Below are 15,146 nucleotides of genomic sequence, written 5' to 3'. Positions count from 1 at the left end.
TAGCGGACAGAAAGAACAGGAAGCACGACGATGCGCTCCGGAGTGATCGCACAAAAGGTCGGGATGACGCGGGTCTTTACAGAGGCCGGCGAGCACATCCCTGTGACCGTGCTGAAGCTGAGCAATTGTCAGGTGTTGGGACACCGGACCAGTGAGAAGAACGGCTACGTCGCATTGCAGCTTGGCTCGGGTGCGCGCAAGACGGTCTACATGCCCAAGGCGGAGCGCGGACAATTCGCGGTCGCCAAGGTGGCGCCGAAGCGCAAGGTCGCTGAATTCCGCGTGTCGGAGGATTCGCTGATTCCGGTTGGTGCGGAAATTCAGGCGGACCATTTCGTGGTCGGTCAGTTCGTTGATGTCACCGGTACGTCGGTGGGTAAGGGTTACGCCGGCGGCATGAAACGCTGGAACTTCGGCGGTCTGCGCGCCACCCATGGTGTGTCGATCTCGCATCGTTCGATTGGTTCGACCGGTGGCCGTCAGGATCCGGGCAAGACCTTCAAGAACAAGAAGATGCCCGGTCACATGGGTGTCGATCGCATTACAACTCTAAACCTGCGCGTAGTGCAGACCGACGTCGAGCGCGGCCTGATCCTGGTCGAGGGTGCCGTTCCGGGCTCCAAGGGCGGCTGGATCGCGGTACGTGACGCGGTGAAGAAGCCGTTGCCCAAGGAAGCGCCGAAACCTGGCAAGTTCAAGGTCGTGGGCGATGCGCAGGTTGCGGACGAGGACAAAGCTCCGGCGGATACCCCGGCCGAGAAGGAGGGGGCATAACATGGAACTGAACGTTACCACCCTCGAAGGCAAGGCTGCGGGTTCGGTTCAGCTATCGGACGGCATCTTTGGGCTCGAGCCGCGCAAGGATCTGATTCAGCGTTGCGTGAACTGGCAACTCGCCAAGAGTCAGGCGGGCACCCACAAGACCAAGGGCCGTGCGGAAATCTGGCGCACCGGTAAGAAGCTGTTCAAGCAGAAGGGCACGGGCAACGCCCGTCACGGTTCGGCCCGCGCGCCGCAGTTCCGCGGCGGCGGCCGAGCATTTGGGCCGGTCGTTCGCAGTCATGCGCATGATCTGCCCAAGAAGGTGCGCGCGCTGGCGCTGCGCCATGCGCTTTCGGCGAAGGCCAAGGATGGCGGTTTGATCGTTATCGACAGCGCTGAACTGAAAGAGGCCAAGACCAAGGCTCTGATGGGCCATTTTTCGAGCCTCGGCCTGACCAGTGCGCTGATCGTCGATGGCGCGCAGGTTCATGCCGGGTTCGCCACCGCCGCGCGCAACATTCCGAACATCGACGTGCTGCCGATTCAGGGCATCAACGTCTACGACATTCTGCGCCGTCAGAAGCTGGTGTTGACCAAGGCGGCGGTTGATGCGTTGGAGGCGCGTTTCAAATGACAATCGACGCGAACCATTATGACGTGATTGTCGCTCCGGTGATTACCGAAAAGGCGACAGTAGCCTCTGAGTACAACAAGGTTGTGTTCAAGGTGGCTCGCAAGGCGACCAAGCCGCAGATCAAGGAAGCGATCGAGAAACTGTTCGACGTCAAGGTCAAGAACGTGAACACGCTGGTTCGTAAGGGCAAGACCAGGGTTTTTCGAGGCCGTCTGGGTTCACACTCAGACACCAAGCGCGCGGTTGTGACCCTCGAAGAGGGCCATCGCATCGACGTGACCACGGGTCTCTGAGGCGAAACGGCTTTAAGGCGACAGATTATGGCACTGAAGACTTACAATCCCACGACGCCGGGCCAGCGCCAGTTGGTGATGGTCGATCGCTCGGCCCTTTACAAGGGCAAGCCGGTCAAGACGTTGACCGAAGGCAAGCGCGGCAAGGGCGGTCGCAACAATACCGGGCGCATTACCGTGCGGTTCCGTGGCGGTGGCCACAAGCAAGCCTATCGCAACGTCGATTTCAAGCGCGGTAAGACGGACGTGCCAGCGGTCGTTGAAAGGCTTGAATATGATCCGAACCGCACCGCGTTCATCGCGCTGATCAAGTATCAGGACGGCGAGCAGGCCTATATCCTTGCGCCGCAGCGTCTGGCCGTGGGCGACACTGTCGTGGCGGGGAATTATGTGGACGTTAAGCCGGGTAATGTCATGCCGCTCGGCAATATGCCTGTCGGCACGATCGTCCACAACGTCGAGATGAAGATCGGGAAGGGTGGCCAGCTAGCGCGTTCCGCCGGCACATATGCTCAGATCGTCGGCCGCGATCAGGATTATGTCATCCTGCGTCTGAATTCGGGCGAGCAGCGTCTGGTGCATGGCCGCTGCCGCGGCGCCATCGGCGCGGTATCGAATCCGGATCACATGAACACCTCGATCGGCAAGGCGGGCCGTACCCGTTGGATGGGTCGCCGCCCGCACAACCGCGGCGTGGTCATGAACCCGATCGACCATCCGCATGGCGGCGGCGAAGGCCGGACGTCCGGTGGCCGTCACCCGGTGACGCCGTGGGGCAAGCCGACCAAGGGCAAGAAGACCCGTTCCAACAAGTCGACCAACAAGTTCATTCTCATCAGCCGCCATAAGCGGAAGAAGTAGCAAGGATAGCCGGACATGGTTCGTTCAGTCTGGAAAGGCCCGTTTGTTGAAGGCTCGCTGCTCAAGAAGGCAGATGCCGCGCGAGCGAGTGGCCGTCATGACGTCATCAAGATCTGGAGCCGCCGCTCGACCATTCTGCCGCAGTTCGTCGGGCTGGTGTTCGGTGTCTACAACGGCCAGAAGCACGTGCCCGTGTCGGTCAATGAAGAGATGGTCGGTCACAAGTTCGGCGAGTTCTCGCCGACCCGCACGTTCCACGGCCACTCGGGCGACAAGAAAGCCAAGAGGTCTTGAGGTTCAAGTTATGAGCAAACCAAAGCGCGAACGGAGCCTCCCGGAAAATGAGGCCAAGGCGATTGCCCGGATGCTTCGGGTGAGCCCGCAGAAGCTCAACCTGGTTGCGCAACTGATCCGCGGCCGCAAGGCGTCGGCGGCGCTTGCCGATCTGCAATTCTCGCGCAAGCGGATCGCGGGCGACGTCAAGAAGTGCCTGGAATCGGCGATCGCCAACGCCGAGAACAACCATGACCTCGACGTCGACGAGTTGGTCGTATCGGAGGCGTTTGTCGGCAACGGCATGGTGATGAAGCGTTTCGCGCCGCGCGGCCGTGGCCGTTCGGGCCGTATCTATAAACCGTTCTCGCAACTGACGATCGTGGTGCGTCAGGTCGAGGCCGAGGCGAGCGCTTAAGAGGCGCGGGAGAAAACGATGGGTCAGAAGATCAATCCGATCGGGCTGCGTCTGGGTATCAACCGGACCTGGGATTCCCGTTGGTACGCCGGCAAGGCCGAGTACGGCCGGCTGCTGCATGAGGATGTCAAGATCCGCGAACTCCTGCACAAGGAGCTCAAGCAGGCAGCTGTCGCCCGCATCGTGATCGAGCGGCCGCATAAGAAGTGCCGGGTGACGATCCATTCGGCGCGCCCCGGCGTCGTGATCGGCAAGAAGGGCGCCGATATCGACAAACTGCGCAAAAGAGTTGCCGATATCACTTCGTCGGACGTGGTTCTCAACATCGTTGAGATTCGGAAGCCGGAGCTCGATGCCACGCTGGTCGCCGAGTCGATCGCGCAGCAGCTTGAGCGCCGCGTCGCGTTCCGTCGCGCGATGAAGCGTGCCGTGCAATCGGCGATGCGTCTCGGTGCCGAAGGCATCAGGATCAACTGCTCGGGCCGTCTCGGCGGTGCTGAAATCGCTCGCATGGAGTGGTATCGCGAAGGCCGCGTGCCGTTGCATACGCTGCGCGCCGACGTGGATTACGGCGTTGCCACGGCGTTCACGACATTCGGTACCTGCGGCGTCAAGGTCTGGATATTCAAGGGCGAGATCCTTGAGCATGACCCGATGGCTCAGGATAAACGCCAGGCCGGCGACGACAGCCGTCCTCGCCGCGACGCGGCATGAACGACAGCATGATCCCGAAAGGTGGTCACCGGTTTTTGGACCGGATCATGCGTAAAGAGAAGGTTTGAGGGCGTAAGCCATGATGCAACCGAAGAAGACCAAGTTCCGGAAGGCGCACAAGGGCCGCATCCACGGCGTCGCGTCGTCGGGCGCGACGCTGGCGTTCGGCCAGTTCGGCCTGAAGGCGATGGCGCCCGAGCGCATCACGGCGCGTCAGATCGAAGCCGCGCGGCGGGCGCTGACACGCCACATGAAGCGCGCGGGACGGGTCTGGATCCGCGTCTTCCCGGACGTGCCCGTATCGAAGAAGCCGGCCGAAGTCCGCATGGGCTCGGGCAAGGGCGCGCCGGAGTTGTGGGTGGTGCGGGTCAAGCCCGGCCGGGTGCTTTTCGAGATCGATGGCGTGGCTCCGCAGACTGCGAAGGAAGCGCTGACGCTCGCCGCCGCCAAGCTGCCGATCAAGACGCGCTTCGTCGCGCGTATCGCGGAGTAATCGACATGGCCGCAATGAAGACCGCTGACATCCGCGCGATGACCCCCGACCAGATGGACGACGCCATCACCGGTCTGAAGAAGGAGCGGTTCAATCTGCGCTTTCAGCGCGCGACTGGACAGCTTGAAAACACCTCGCGGATGCGTGAAGCCCGCCGCGATATCGCACGGATCAAGACCATCGCCGCGCAAAAGCGCGACGCGAAGAAGTAAGGGGCTTTAAGATGCCGAAACGTACGCTGCAGGGCGTGGTCGTCAGCGACAAGCAAGCCAAGACGGTTGTGGTGCGCGTCGACCGCCGCTTTACGCATCCGATCTACAAGAAGACCATTCGCCGCTCGAAGAACTACCACGCTCACGACGAGAACAACGAGTTCAAGCCGGGTGACATGGTGTGGATCGAGGAAAGCAAGCCGATCTCGAAGTTGAAGCGCTGGACCGTGGTTCGGGGCGAACAGAAGAAAACCGCTTAGGCGCGATTTTGCGCATCAGAAAGAGGACAAGGTGCATCAATGATTCAGATGCAGACCAACCTCGACGTGGCCGATAATTCAGGCGCACGCCGTGTTATGTGCATCAAGGTGCTTGGGGGCTCCAAGCGCCGCTATGCAACGGTGGGCGACATCATCGTCGTGTCGATCAAGGAAGCCATTCCGCGGGGGAAGGTGAAGAAGGGCGACGTCATGAAGGCGGTGGTGGTGCGGGTCTCCAAGGATATCCGCCGCGCGGACGGTTCGGTGATCCGTTTCGACCGCAATGCGGCCGTTCTGATCAACAATCAGTCGGAGCCTGTCGGCACCCGTATTTTCGGGCCGGTGCCGCGCGAGCTGCGCGCCAAGAACCACATGAAGATCATATCGCTGGCGCCGGAGGTGCTGTGATGGCTGCCAAGATCCGGAAGGGCGACAAGGTTATCGTGTTGTCGGGCCGCGACAAGGGTCGCACCGGCGAAGTGTTCGAGGTCCGCCCCGCGGAAGACAGGGCGCTGGTGCGCGGCGTCAATATCGTGAAGCGCCACCAGAAGCAGACCCAGAATCAGGAAGGCGGCATTCTCTCGAAGGAGTCGCCGATCCACCTGTCCAACATCGCGATCGTCGGCAAGGATGGAAAGCCGACCCGCGTCGGTTTCAAGATTCAGGCAGACGGCACCAAGGTGCGTGTCGCCAAGCGCTCGGGAGCGGAGATCGATGGCTGAGACGGCTTACGTGCCGCGCCTGCGCGCGGAGTATGACAAGAGCATCCGGGCCCGGCTGACCGAGCAGTTCGGCTATATCAACGTCATGCAGGTGCCTCGCCTCGACAAGGTGGTTCTCAACATGGGAATCGGCGAGGCCGTGAACGATCGTAAGAAGGCCGAGGCGGCGGCGGGCGACCTGTCGCTGATCGCGGGCCAGAAGGCGGTCGTGACTTACTCGCGTGTCGCCATTTCGACCTTCAAGCTGCGTGAGAACCAGCCGATCGGCTGCAAGGTGACGCTGCGCAAGACGAAGATGTACGAGTTCATCGATCGTCTCGTGAATGTTGCGCTGCCGCGCGTCCGCGACTTCCGTGGTCTTAATCCGAAGAGCTTCGACGGTCGCGGCAATTACTCGCTCGGCATCAAGGAACACATCATTTTCCCCGAGATCGATTTCGACAAGGTCGGGGAAAGCTGGGGCATGGACGTCACCGTCTGCACGACCGCGCAGACGGACGACGAAGCCCGGGCGCTGCTGACAGCATTCAATTTTCCGTTCCGGCAGTGAGACGCTGAAAGGCGCTCAGACGCGGAAAGGTAAGGAGCCAAGCATGGCAAAGAAGAGTTCGATCGAGAAGAACAACCGGCGCAGGCGGATGAACCGGAACGCGGCTGCGAAGCGCGCGCGGCTGAAGGCTATTATCGCCGACAAGACCAAGCCGATGGAAGAACGCTTCGCCGCGACGCTGAAGCTTGCGGAAATGCCGCGCAACTCGTCCGCGACGCGCATACGAAACCGCTGCGAGCTGACCGGGCGCCCGCGTTCGAACTACCGCAAGAACAAGCTAAGCCGTATCGCGCTGCGCGACCTCGGCTCCAGAGGCCTGGTTCCCGGCCTCGTGAAGTCGAGCTGGTAAGGAGGATCGCCAGATGTCCACGCACGATCCGATCAGCGATCTCATCACCCGCATTCGCAATGCGCAAATGCGCAGCAAGCCCAAGGTTTCGGCTCCCGGCTCAAAGATGCGCGCGAACGTGCTCGAGGTTCTCAAGAGTGAGGGCTATATCCGCGGCTATGCCAGTGTCGAGCATTCCTCGGGTCGCAGCGAGCTGGAGATCGAGCTGAAGTATTTCGACGGGGAGCCTGTGATTCGCGAAATCGAGCGCGTCTCCAGGCCCGGCCGTCGCGTTTACGCCTCGGTGAAGAATCTGCCCCGCGTCAACAACGGGTTGGGAATCTCGGTGCTGTCGACGCCGAAGGGGATCATGGCTGACCACGAGGCGCGAGACGCCAATGTGGGCGGTGAAGTTCTCTTTACGGTGTTCTAGCGCGCGTATCGCGAAAGCGGAAACCGATTTTGCGACAGGAATGCGCGCAGACTAAGATGAAGGATTGAGCCATGTCACGCATTGGCAAGAGGCCAGTCACGGTGCCGTCCGGTGTGACCGCGACCGTCGAAGGGCAGACCGTCAAGATGAAGGGGCCGAAAGGCGAGCTTCGATTCGTTGTCCATGATGACGTCGAGGTGAAGCTTGAGGACGGTGCGGTGAAGGTCGCGCCGCGATATGAGACCAAGCGGGCGCAGGCGCTGTATGGCACCGCGCGCGCGCAGGTCGCGAATCTCGTCGCCGGCGTCACCAAGGGATTCGAGAAGAAGCTCGAGATCATCGGCGTCGGCTATCGTGCCGCGTTGCAAGGCAAGTCGTTGCAGCTTGCGCTCGGCTATAGCCACGATGTCAATTACGCCGTTCCCGAGGGGATCACGATCGCTGTGCCGAAGCCGACCGAAATCACGATCACGGGCAATGATGCACAGCGCGTCGGTCAGGTCGCGGCCGAAATCCGTGGCTATCGTCCGCCGGAGCCCTACAAGGGCAAGGGCGTGAAGTACGCCGACGAAACGATCTTCCGTAAGGAAGGCAAGAAGAAGTAACGGAGCCGGTCATGTCGAAGATGAAGATTACGAATGCCCGGCGCAAGCAACGCGTGAGGCTGTCGTTGCGTCGGACTGCAAATGGCCGTCCGCGCTTGTCGGTGTTCCGCTCGTCGAAGCACATCTATGCCCAGGTCATTGATGATCTGAAAGGCGAGACGCTGGCCTCGGCCTCCTCGCTGGAGAAGGCGATGCGCGACGCGGGCAACACGGGCGCCAATATCGATGCGGCCAAGGCCGTCGGCAAGCTGGTGGCGGAGCGGGCGGTGAAGAACGGCGTCAAGGAAGTTGTTTTCGATCGCGGCGGCTATCTCTATCACGGCCGCGTCAAGGCGCTGGCTGACGCTGCTCGCGAGAGCGGATTGAGCTTCTAAGCGGTATATCGAACGAGTAGGACAGGGGCGAGAGCCTCACAAGGATCGGAAAAACACCATGGCAGGTGAACGCGGACGCGAACGGAGCAGGGATCGCGAGGAGCGCGACAGCGAGTTCGTCGACAAGCTCGTCCACATCAACCGCGTGGCAAAAGTCGTCAAGGGCGGCAAGCGCTTCGGTTTCGCGGCGCTGGTCGTGATCGGCGACCAGAAGGGCCGCGTCGGATTCGGGCACGGCAAGGCGCGTGAGGTTCCGGAAGCGATCCGAAAGGCGACGGAATCGGCGAAGCGCAATCTGACGCGTGTTCCGCTGCGAGAAGGCAGGACGCTGCATCACGACATCGCAGGCCGTCACGGCGCAGGCCGCGTTTATCTGCGCGCGGCGCCGGCCGGCACGGGCATCATCGCCGGCGGCCCGATGCGCGCGGTGTTCGAGACGCTCGGCATCCAGGACGTGGTGGCGAAGTCGGTTGGCTCGTCCAATCCTTATAATATGGTTCGCGCGACCTTCGACGCGCTGAAGCATCAGGATTCACCGCGCTCGGTTTCGGCCCGCCGCAACATCAAGGTCTCCACGCTGCAATCGCGCCGTGTAGGCGGTGATGCGGAGGCTGTTGCCGAATAGCGGCGGTCGAATTGGGGCTAGCGGTGCCGCCGGCCCGTCCGAGACCCGCCGGGCGAGACAGGATTTGGAGTGACGACGATGGCCAAGGCCGCAAAAACAATCAAGGTCGAGCAGACCGGCAGCGCAATCCGCCGCCATCACTCGCAGCGCTCGACGTTGGTCGGGCTCAAGCTCAACAAGATCGGCCGGACTGCGGAGTTGCAGGATACGCCAGAAATTCGCGGCATGATCGCGAAGGTTCGGCATATCGTCCGCGTCATCGACGAGGCGTAACAATTTGCTGTTTATGCCCGGCCTGTGCCGGGAAGCCACGGCTTCGAACACGAGCGGGTTCGGCAAAAGACGTGGAGGCCGGGACGATCCCGGCGCGAGGAACACGATGAGGACGCGACCATGAAACTCAGCGATATCGCCGACAACGCAGGCTCGCGCAAGAAGCGCATGCGGATCGGCCGGGGTATCGGCTCCGGCAAGGGCAAGACCGGCGGCCGTGGCGGAAAGGGACAGACCGCTCGCTCCGGTGTGCGCATCAACGGTTTTGAGGGCGGCCAGATGCCGCTGCACCGGCGGTTGCCGAAGCGCGGCTTCAACAACATCTTCCGCGTCGAGTTCGCCGAGATCAATCTCGATCGGCTTCAGGACGCGATCGATGCCGGCTCGATCGATGCCAACACGACTGTCAACGCCGAGTCGCTGGTGAAATCCGGCGTGGTGCGTCGCGCCAAGGGTGGCGTCCGCCTGCTTGGCCGCGGCGAGATCAAGGCGAAATTGACCGTTGAGGTTCACGGCGCCTCGAAGTCCGCGATTGCGGCGGTTGAGAAGGCGGGCGGCACCGTGAAAATCCTTGCGCCGAAGAAGGACGAAGGTGAGGCGGCGTAACGTTCGCGTCATCGCCCGCTTTGATGCGACAGGGGACTTGCGGATGTTGGATTCATCAAGGATCGAACATCATGAGAGGTCTGGCGGCTGCCGGCCGGCCCGTTCTGGCGGAGCGTGACGGCGCCTTTGGCGCGGGAGAGGGCTGAATATGGTCTCAGCAGCGGAACAACTGGCGGCTAACCTTAACTTTTCGGCGTTTTCAAAAGCCGACGAACTGAAGAAGCGCATCTGGTTCACGCTCGGCGCGTTGCTTGTCTATCGGCTGGGCACTTACATCCCGTTGCCGGGCATCGACCCGACGGTCTGGCAGAAGGTATTCAATTCCCAGGCCGGCGGCATCCTCGGGATGTTCAACATGTTCTCCGGCGGTGGCATCGACCGCATGGCGATTTTCGCCTTGAACATCATGCCGTACATTTCAGCCGCGATTATCCTGCAACTCTTGACCTCCGTCTCGCCCAAGCTTGAGGCTCTCAAGAAGGAGGGCGAAGCCGGCCGTAAGGTCATCAATCAATATACCCGCTATCTCACGGTGGTGCTGGCGTTCTTCCAGTCCTACGGTATTGCCGTCGGCCTCCAGGGCGCGGGCAATGTTGTCACCAATCCGGGCATGTTTTTTCTGCTCTCCACCGCGATCACATTGACCGGCGGCACCATGTTTTTGATGTGGCTCGGCGAGCAGATCACGTCACGAGGCATCGGCAACGGCATTTCCCTCATCATCATGGCGGGTATCGTTGCCGAACTGCCGTCCGCGCTCGCCAGCATGCTCGAACTCGGCCGCCAAGGCGCGCTGTCCACGGGCATCATCCTGATCGTTCTGATCATGGTGGTCGCGGTGATTGCCTTCATCGTGTTCATGGAGCGCGCCCAGCGCAGGCTACTGATCCAGTATCCGAAGCGTCAGGTCGGCAATAAGATGTTTGATGGGCAGTCTTCCCATCTGCCGCTGAAGCTCAACACCTCGGGTGTGATTCCGCCGATCTTCGCGTCGTCGCTGCTGCTGCTGCCGACGACAGTCGCGAACTTCAACGCGGGTAGCGGGCCGGAGTGGTTCCAGTGGATCAATACCCAACTCGGTCACGGCCGGCCGATGTTTTTGATCTTGTACATCGCGCTGATCGTGTTCTTCACCTTCTTCTACACCGCGATCGTCTTCAATCCGACCGAGACAGCCGACAATCTCAAAAAGCACGGCGGCTTCATTCCGGGTATCAGGCCGGGCGAGCGGACCGCAGAGTATATCGACTACGTGCTCTCGCGCATCACGGTGCCAGGGGCGGCCTATCTGGCGATTGTCTGCCTTATCCCTGAGATCCTGATTTCCTACGCGGCCGTACCCTTCTATTTCGGCGGCACCTCGCTGCTGATCGTGGTCAGCGTCACGATGGATACGGTGTCGCAGGTGCAGGGATATCTGCTGGCCCACCAGTATGAAGGCCTGATCAAGAAATCCAAGCTGAGAGGCCGCCGTCGGTGACAGGGCATTTCCTCACTGATCGTAGTCGGTCAGTGAGAAAACGTTCCCAGTGAACAGTTTGCGCGTATTCCGGTTGTGATGACTTTTACGGAAGACGTGTCGGACCGGTAAGGCGCTTCGTTGTTTGCTGGGGTAGTCTTCGTTTGGAATCGTAGACGATATTCGCCCCCACGAACGATCTGCCGCCGCGATAGAGTATGATCCCGACCCGAAGGACCGCGCCAGCGCAAAGTGGGGACCGGTTTTCGGATAAGATCATGCTCAAACAAGAAGATAAGCGACGAGTTTGATTCAACGCAATTGAATCGGATTCAACGCAGTTGAAACAGACTCTAGCCAGAGGCATTGATCGCCCGCGGCGGGGTGCCGTATGAGTTGCCGGAGGGGCGCGGACCGTGTCTTGCTCTGTGCCTGATATCGAAGCGCAGGTGTACGGCTGCTCGTTTCACCCGGTGATGGGGCAATGTTCATGAGACTGATTCTTCTGGGGCCGCCGGGGGCGGGAAAAGGAACGCAGGCGCAACGTCTGGTCCATCATTACGGAATCATTCAGCTTTCAACAGGCGACATGCTTCGCGCCGCCGTGGCCGCCGGCACGCCGGTCGGTCTCAAGGCCAAGGACATCATGGCGAGCGGGGGACTGGTTCCCGACGATGTCGTCATCGGCATCATTTCCGACCGGCTGGAGCAGGCGGACGCGAAGGACGGTTTCATCCTCGACGGCTTTCCGCGCACCGTCCCACAGGCCGAGGCGCTGGATCGTCTGCTTCAATCCAAGGATTTTGCACTTGATGCCGTGATCGAGCTTCGCGTCGACGAAAGCGCATTGCTGCAGCGCGTTGAAAACCGCGTCGCGGAAATGACGGAACGTGGTGAGCAGGTGCGAGCCGATGATAAGCCTGAGGTGCTCTCGCAACGGTTGGCCAGCTACCGCGCGCTGACCGAGCCGCTGATTCGCTACTATTCGGAGCGCAGCAAGCTGCTGACCGTCGACGGCATGATGGCGATCGACGATGTGACACGGGATATCCGCCGGGTCCTGAGGCGATCGGGAGTTCCGATGTCGAAATTCGGAGTTCGTAGATGGTAGAAGCGGGCCAGAATCCCCGATAAGGCGAGAAAAGCCGGTAAATGATCGCTCGGGCGGTGTCTGCCGGTGAGGTGTCTGCCGGTGAAAGGATAGGGGGCGCTCGTTAACGCGGAATGGCGGCCTAGAAGTCACGAAAAAGCGAGCAAAAGCGGTGGAACGGTTGACGGAATGCGACCGAGTCCTTAATAAACGATCATCCAGCGGATCGTTTCAGACGATGCCGGACCCAATCTTACAGAGGGTCGGGCGTCGTTCTTGTGGTTGAGGATACCCGCCGCCTGAAATATCGAAAGAACGGCCGGCTCGACGCGAGTCGGCAACAGGAGAGAAGTCTGTGGCCCGTATTGCCGGCGTGAATATCCCGACCAACAAGCGCGTCGTTATCGCGCTCCAGTATATCCATGGCATTGGTCAAAAGAATGCCGCTGAGATCATCGAGAAAGTCAAGATTCCTGCCGATCGCCGGGTTTCGCAATTGACCGATCAGGAAGTGCTTCAGATCCGGGAAGTGATCGACCGCGATTACCTGGTCGAAGGCGATCTTCGTCGTGAAGTTGGCATCAATATCAAGCGGCTGATGGATCTCGGCTGCTATCGCGGCCTGCGTCATCGCCGCGGCCTGCCGGTGCGCGGCCAGCGCACCCACACCAATGCGCGCACCCGCAAGGGGCCGGCCAAGTCGATTGCCGGTAAGAAGAAGTAAGAGCGCGGACCAAGAAATGGCGCGTAGCGGATAGATCGGGTCGCTGCTCGCTTCGTCGGTGGAGCCGCTGGCATTACGGCGGCGTTGAGATCACAGGAAAGGCTGACAATGGGTAAGGAAGCTACGACACGCGTTCGCCGCCGCGAGCGCAAGAACATCGCGTCCGGCATCGCGCATGTGAATTCGTCGTTCAACAACACCACCATCACCATCACCGATGCGCAGGGCAATACGATCGCCTGGTCATCGGCGGGGACGATGGGTTTCAAGGGCTCGCGCAAGTCGACGCCTTATGCCGCGCAGGTGGCGGCGGAAGACGTTTCCAAGAAGGCGCAGGAGCACGGTATGCGTACCCTCGAGGTCGAGGTGGCCGGCCCGGGTTCGGGTCGCGAATCGGCGCTGCGCGCGCTGCAGGCCGCGGGCTTTACCGTTACCTCGATCCGCGATGTGACCGCGATTCCTCATAATGGTTGCCGTCCGCGCAAGCGCCGGCGCGTCTGATATTCGACAGCGGTGGTTCGTTGTTCCGCCGACTCCGATTTTTTATCTGATTGCGCGGATTGATCCGCGTCCTCCAACGCCAACGATGTTGATGGCATGGGTGAAACAGTGACGATCCAGAAAAATTGGCAAGAGCTTATCCGGCCGAACAAGCTGCAGGTCGTTCCCGGCAGCGATCCTTCGCGCTTTGCGACCCTGATAGCCGAGCCGCTTGAGCGCGGTTTCGGCCAGACGCTCGGCAATGCGTTGCGCCGCATCCTGCTGTCCTCGCTGCAAGGCGCTGCGGTGCAGTCGGTGCACATCGATGGCGTTCTGCACGAATTCTCCTCCATCGCTGGCGTTCGCGAGGATGTCACCGACATCGTGCTGAACATCAAGGACATCGCGATCAAGATGCAGGGCGAAGGCCCCAAGCGCATGGTCGTGAAGAAGCAGGGTCCCGGCACCGTCACCGCAGGTGATATCCAGACCGTTGGCGACGTCGTGGTGCTTAATCCGGACCTTCAGATCTGCACCCTCGACGATGGCGCCGAGATTCGCATGGAGTTCACCGTCGCCTCCGGCAAGGGCTATGTCGCCGCCGAGCGTAATCGGCCCGAGGATGCGCCGATCGGATTGATCCCGGTCGATAGCCTGTATTCGCCGGTGCGTAAGGTTTCCTACAAAGTCGAAAACACCCGTGAGGGTCAGATTCTCGACTACGACAAGCTGACCATGACCATCGAAACCAATGGCGGGGTGACGCCCGAGGATGCTGTGGCCTTCGCCGCGCGCATCCTGCAGGATCAGCTCAACGTTTTCGTCAACTTCGAGGAACCGCGCAAGGAAGTCGCCACCGAGATCATTCCGGATCTGGCGTTCAATCCGGCTTTCCTCAAGAAGGTGGACGAACTGGAACTGTCGGTACGTTCGGCAAACTGCCTGAAGAACGACAATATCGTTTACATCGGCGATCTGGTTCAGAAGTCGGAAGCGGAGATGCTGCGCACCCCGAACTTCGGACGCAAGTCGCTGAACGAGATCAAGGAAGTGCTGGCCCAGATGGGGTTGCACCTCGGTATGGAAGTGCCGGGCTGGCCTCCGGAGAATATCGATGAACTGGCAAAGCGCTTCGAGGACCATTACTGAGCTTTGATTTCCTCCCCGGAGGGGACGGGGAACCAGAGCGGGGCGAACGCAGGCAGCCCACCTGAGCAGCGCGACCGGCGATCGGTCGGTGTCGGACAAGACTGAGGATCACATCTATGCGTCATGGTAAGGTTCACCGTAAGCTCAATCGCACTGCTGAGCACCGCAAGGCGATGTTCGCCAACATGTCGGCGTCGCTTATCAAGCACGAGCAGATCGTCACCACGTTGCCGAAGGCAAAAGAGCTGCGTCCGATCGTCGAAAAATTGGTGACCCTGGGCAAGAAAGGCGGTCTCGCCAAGCGCCGGCAGGCGATCAGCGAGATGCGTGACATCGATCAGGTGAAGAAGCTGTTCGACGTGCTGGCGCCGCGCTACAAGGACCGTCATGGCGGATATACCCGCATCATCAAGGCTGGTTTTCGCTATGGCGACAACGCGCCGATGGCCGTGATCGAGTTTGTCGATCGCGACGTGGAGGCCAAGGGTCAGGACTCCGGGCCGGTGCAGAATGAGGCTTCGGAAGCCGCCTAAGCGTGATATCTTTGAAGCTAAAAAAGGCGGCGCTGCGGGGCGCCGCCTTTTTTATTGGTTCGAGTTCGCGCTGTAAGGTGCTTCAAACGAAGCATATCCTCTGAGCTCGCGTCCGAGGAATGTAATCCGGGTTCGCGGGAAAGCGCGTCAGATCAATTCATGGGAGCCACGATTTGGCCAGAAGCTGAAAGGCGTATCTTGCGTCAAGTTTAGGGATGCGCCACGAGCCGGCCCGGAAGATGCTCTCGTCTGCTGATTGCAAGGGAGCTTAGAGC

General features: G+C 60.7%; 25 protein-coding genes and 1 pseudogene. All 26 read left to right on the top strand.

Features of this window, described 5'->3' with window-relative positions; translation table 11 throughout:
- Nucleotides 1-30: 30 nt before the first annotated feature.
- The 26 genes and pseudogenes from rplC to rplQ all read left to right on the top strand — a co-directional run bounded on the left by rplC (nucleotide 31) and on the right by rplQ (nucleotide 14,871).
- Nucleotides 31-774, top strand: coding sequence for a 50S ribosomal protein L3 (rplC, locus tag NWI01_RS07245; protein WP_141383223.1), 744 nt, complete (start codon nucleotides 31-33; stop codon nucleotides 772-774).
- 1 nt (nucleotide 775) lies between these two features.
- Nucleotides 776-1,396 (top strand): 50S ribosomal protein L4, encoded by a 621-nt coding sequence (gene rplD, locus NWI01_RS07240; RefSeq protein ID WP_141383222.1) that lies wholly within the window; start codon nucleotides 776-778, stop codon nucleotides 1,394-1,396.
- Entirely contained in the window at nucleotides 1,393-1,689 is a 297-nt protein-coding gene (locus NWI01_RS07235) for a 50S ribosomal protein L23 (protein ID WP_141383221.1), read from the top strand. Before rplD ends, NWI01_RS07235 begins: the two co-directional genes overlap by 4 nt.
- Nucleotides 1,690-1,716: 27 nt before the next feature.
- Nucleotides 1,717-2,550, top strand: a complete 834-nt coding sequence (gene rplB, locus NWI01_RS07230; RefSeq protein ID WP_079446330.1) for a 50S ribosomal protein L2 — start codon at nucleotides 1,717-1,719, stop codon at nucleotides 2,548-2,550.
- Nucleotides 2,551-2,565: 15 nt separating this feature from the next.
- On the top strand, nucleotides 2,566-2,844 hold the full coding sequence (gene rpsS / locus NWI01_RS07225) for a 30S ribosomal protein S19 (RefSeq protein WP_009797134.1): 279 nt from the start codon (nucleotides 2,566-2,568) through the stop codon (nucleotides 2,842-2,844).
- 10 nt (nucleotides 2,845-2,854) lie between these two features.
- Nucleotides 2,855-3,241 (top strand): 50S ribosomal protein L22, encoded by a 387-nt coding sequence (gene rplV, locus NWI01_RS07220; protein ID WP_141383220.1) that lies wholly within the window; start codon nucleotides 2,855-2,857, stop codon nucleotides 3,239-3,241.
- Nucleotides 3,242-3,259: 18 nt separating this feature from the next.
- Entirely contained in the window at nucleotides 3,260-3,955 is a 696-nt protein-coding gene (rpsC, locus tag NWI01_RS07215; RefSeq protein WP_011314645.1) for a 30S ribosomal protein S3, read from the top strand.
- Nucleotides 3,956-4,034: 79 nt separating this feature from the next.
- Nucleotides 4,035-4,448: a 50S ribosomal protein L16 gene (gene rplP, locus NWI01_RS07210; RefSeq protein WP_011314646.1), complete on the top strand. Its 414-nt coding sequence runs from the start codon at nucleotides 4,035-4,037 to the stop codon at nucleotides 4,446-4,448.
- A 5-nt stretch (nucleotides 4,449-4,453) separates the two neighbouring features.
- Nucleotides 4,454-4,660: a 50S ribosomal protein L29 gene (gene rpmC / locus NWI01_RS07205; RefSeq protein ID WP_141383219.1), complete on the top strand. Its 207-nt coding sequence runs from the start codon at nucleotides 4,454-4,456 to the stop codon at nucleotides 4,658-4,660.
- Between the two features lie 11 nt (nucleotides 4,661-4,671).
- Nucleotides 4,672-4,920, top strand: a complete 249-nt coding sequence (rpsQ, locus tag NWI01_RS07200; protein WP_009797129.1) for a 30S ribosomal protein S17 — start codon at nucleotides 4,672-4,674, stop codon at nucleotides 4,918-4,920.
- A gap of 39 nt (nucleotides 4,921-4,959) precedes the next feature.
- A complete protein-coding gene (gene rplN / locus NWI01_RS07195; protein WP_009797128.1) occupies nucleotides 4,960-5,328 on the top strand; it encodes a 50S ribosomal protein L14 in 369 nt (122 codons plus the stop codon).
- Nucleotides 5,328-5,642, top strand: coding sequence for a 50S ribosomal protein L24 (rplX, locus tag NWI01_RS07190; RefSeq protein ID WP_141383218.1), 315 nt, complete (start codon nucleotides 5,328-5,330; stop codon nucleotides 5,640-5,642). The genes rplN and rplX overlap by 1 nt, the downstream gene beginning before the upstream one ends.
- Nucleotides 5,635-6,192 (top strand): 50S ribosomal protein L5, encoded by a 558-nt coding sequence (rplE, locus tag NWI01_RS07185; protein ID WP_141383217.1) that lies wholly within the window; start codon nucleotides 5,635-5,637, stop codon nucleotides 6,190-6,192. Before rplX ends, rplE begins: the two co-directional genes overlap by 8 nt.
- Nucleotides 6,193-6,235: 43 nt before the next feature.
- On the top strand, nucleotides 6,236-6,541 hold the full coding sequence (rpsN, locus tag NWI01_RS07180) for a 30S ribosomal protein S14 (protein ID WP_141383216.1): 306 nt from the start codon (nucleotides 6,236-6,238) through the stop codon (nucleotides 6,539-6,541).
- Nucleotides 6,542-6,554: 13 nt separating this feature from the next.
- The gene (gene rpsH, locus NWI01_RS07175) at nucleotides 6,555-6,953 is read left to right on the top strand and encodes a 30S ribosomal protein S8 (RefSeq protein ID WP_141383215.1); all 399 of its coding nucleotides are present in this window, start codon (nucleotides 6,555-6,557) and stop codon (nucleotides 6,951-6,953) included.
- Between the two features lie 71 nt (nucleotides 6,954-7,024).
- Nucleotides 7,025-7,558, top strand: a complete 534-nt coding sequence (gene rplF, locus NWI01_RS07170) for a 50S ribosomal protein L6 (protein WP_011314653.1) — start codon at nucleotides 7,025-7,027, stop codon at nucleotides 7,556-7,558.
- Nucleotides 7,559-7,569: 11 nt separating this feature from the next.
- Complete coding sequence (gene rplR, locus NWI01_RS07165; protein WP_141383214.1) at nucleotides 7,570-7,932, top strand: 50S ribosomal protein L18; 363 nt, start codon at nucleotides 7,570-7,572, stop codon at nucleotides 7,930-7,932.
- Nucleotides 7,933-7,990: 58 nt separating this feature from the next.
- Nucleotides 7,991-8,557, top strand: a complete 567-nt coding sequence (gene rpsE, locus NWI01_RS07160) for a 30S ribosomal protein S5 (protein ID WP_141383213.1) — start codon at nucleotides 7,991-7,993, stop codon at nucleotides 8,555-8,557.
- 78 nt (nucleotides 8,558-8,635) lie between these two features.
- Nucleotides 8,636-8,830 carry a 50S ribosomal protein L30 gene (gene rpmD / locus NWI01_RS07155; RefSeq protein WP_141383212.1) on the top strand — a complete coding sequence of 65 codons (195 nt, stop codon included), beginning with the start codon at nucleotides 8,636-8,638 and terminating at the stop codon, nucleotides 8,828-8,830.
- Nucleotides 8,831-8,950: 120 nt separating this feature from the next.
- Complete coding sequence (gene rplO / locus NWI01_RS07150; protein ID WP_141383211.1) at nucleotides 8,951-9,436, top strand: 50S ribosomal protein L15; 486 nt, start codon at nucleotides 8,951-8,953, stop codon at nucleotides 9,434-9,436.
- Between the two features lie 148 nt (nucleotides 9,437-9,584).
- Entirely contained in the window at nucleotides 9,585-10,916 is a 1,332-nt protein-coding gene (gene secY / locus NWI01_RS07145; RefSeq protein ID WP_141383210.1) for a preprotein translocase subunit SecY, read from the top strand.
- A 469-nt stretch (nucleotides 10,917-11,385) separates the two neighbouring features.
- Nucleotides 11,386-11,970, top strand: a pseudogene (locus NWI01_RS07135) (adenylate kinase); the annotation flags it as partial.
- Between the two features lie 370 nt (nucleotides 11,971-12,340).
- The gene (gene rpsM, locus NWI01_RS07130; RefSeq protein ID WP_009797115.1) at nucleotides 12,341-12,709 is read left to right on the top strand and encodes a 30S ribosomal protein S13; all 369 of its coding nucleotides are present in this window, start codon (nucleotides 12,341-12,343) and stop codon (nucleotides 12,707-12,709) included.
- A gap of 108 nt (nucleotides 12,710-12,817) precedes the next feature.
- Entirely contained in the window at nucleotides 12,818-13,210 is a 393-nt protein-coding gene (gene rpsK, locus NWI01_RS07125) for a 30S ribosomal protein S11 (protein WP_009797114.1), read from the top strand.
- A gap of 96 nt (nucleotides 13,211-13,306) precedes the next feature.
- Nucleotides 13,307-14,338 carry a DNA-directed RNA polymerase subunit alpha gene (locus NWI01_RS07120; RefSeq protein ID WP_141383208.1) on the top strand — a complete coding sequence of 344 codons (1,032 nt, stop codon included), beginning with the start codon at nucleotides 13,307-13,309 and terminating at the stop codon, nucleotides 14,336-14,338.
- A gap of 116 nt (nucleotides 14,339-14,454) precedes the next feature.
- The gene (rplQ, locus tag NWI01_RS07115; RefSeq protein ID WP_011314661.1) at nucleotides 14,455-14,871 is read left to right on the top strand and encodes a 50S ribosomal protein L17; all 417 of its coding nucleotides are present in this window, start codon (nucleotides 14,455-14,457) and stop codon (nucleotides 14,869-14,871) included.
- Nucleotides 14,872-15,146 lie beyond the last annotated feature (275 nt).

It is taken from the genome of Nitrobacter winogradskyi (assembly GCF_006539545.1).
GTDB lineage: Bacteria > Pseudomonadota > Alphaproteobacteria > Rhizobiales > Xanthobacteraceae > Nitrobacter > Nitrobacter winogradskyi_A.
This window is presented reverse-complemented; position numbering and strand designations above follow the sequence as displayed.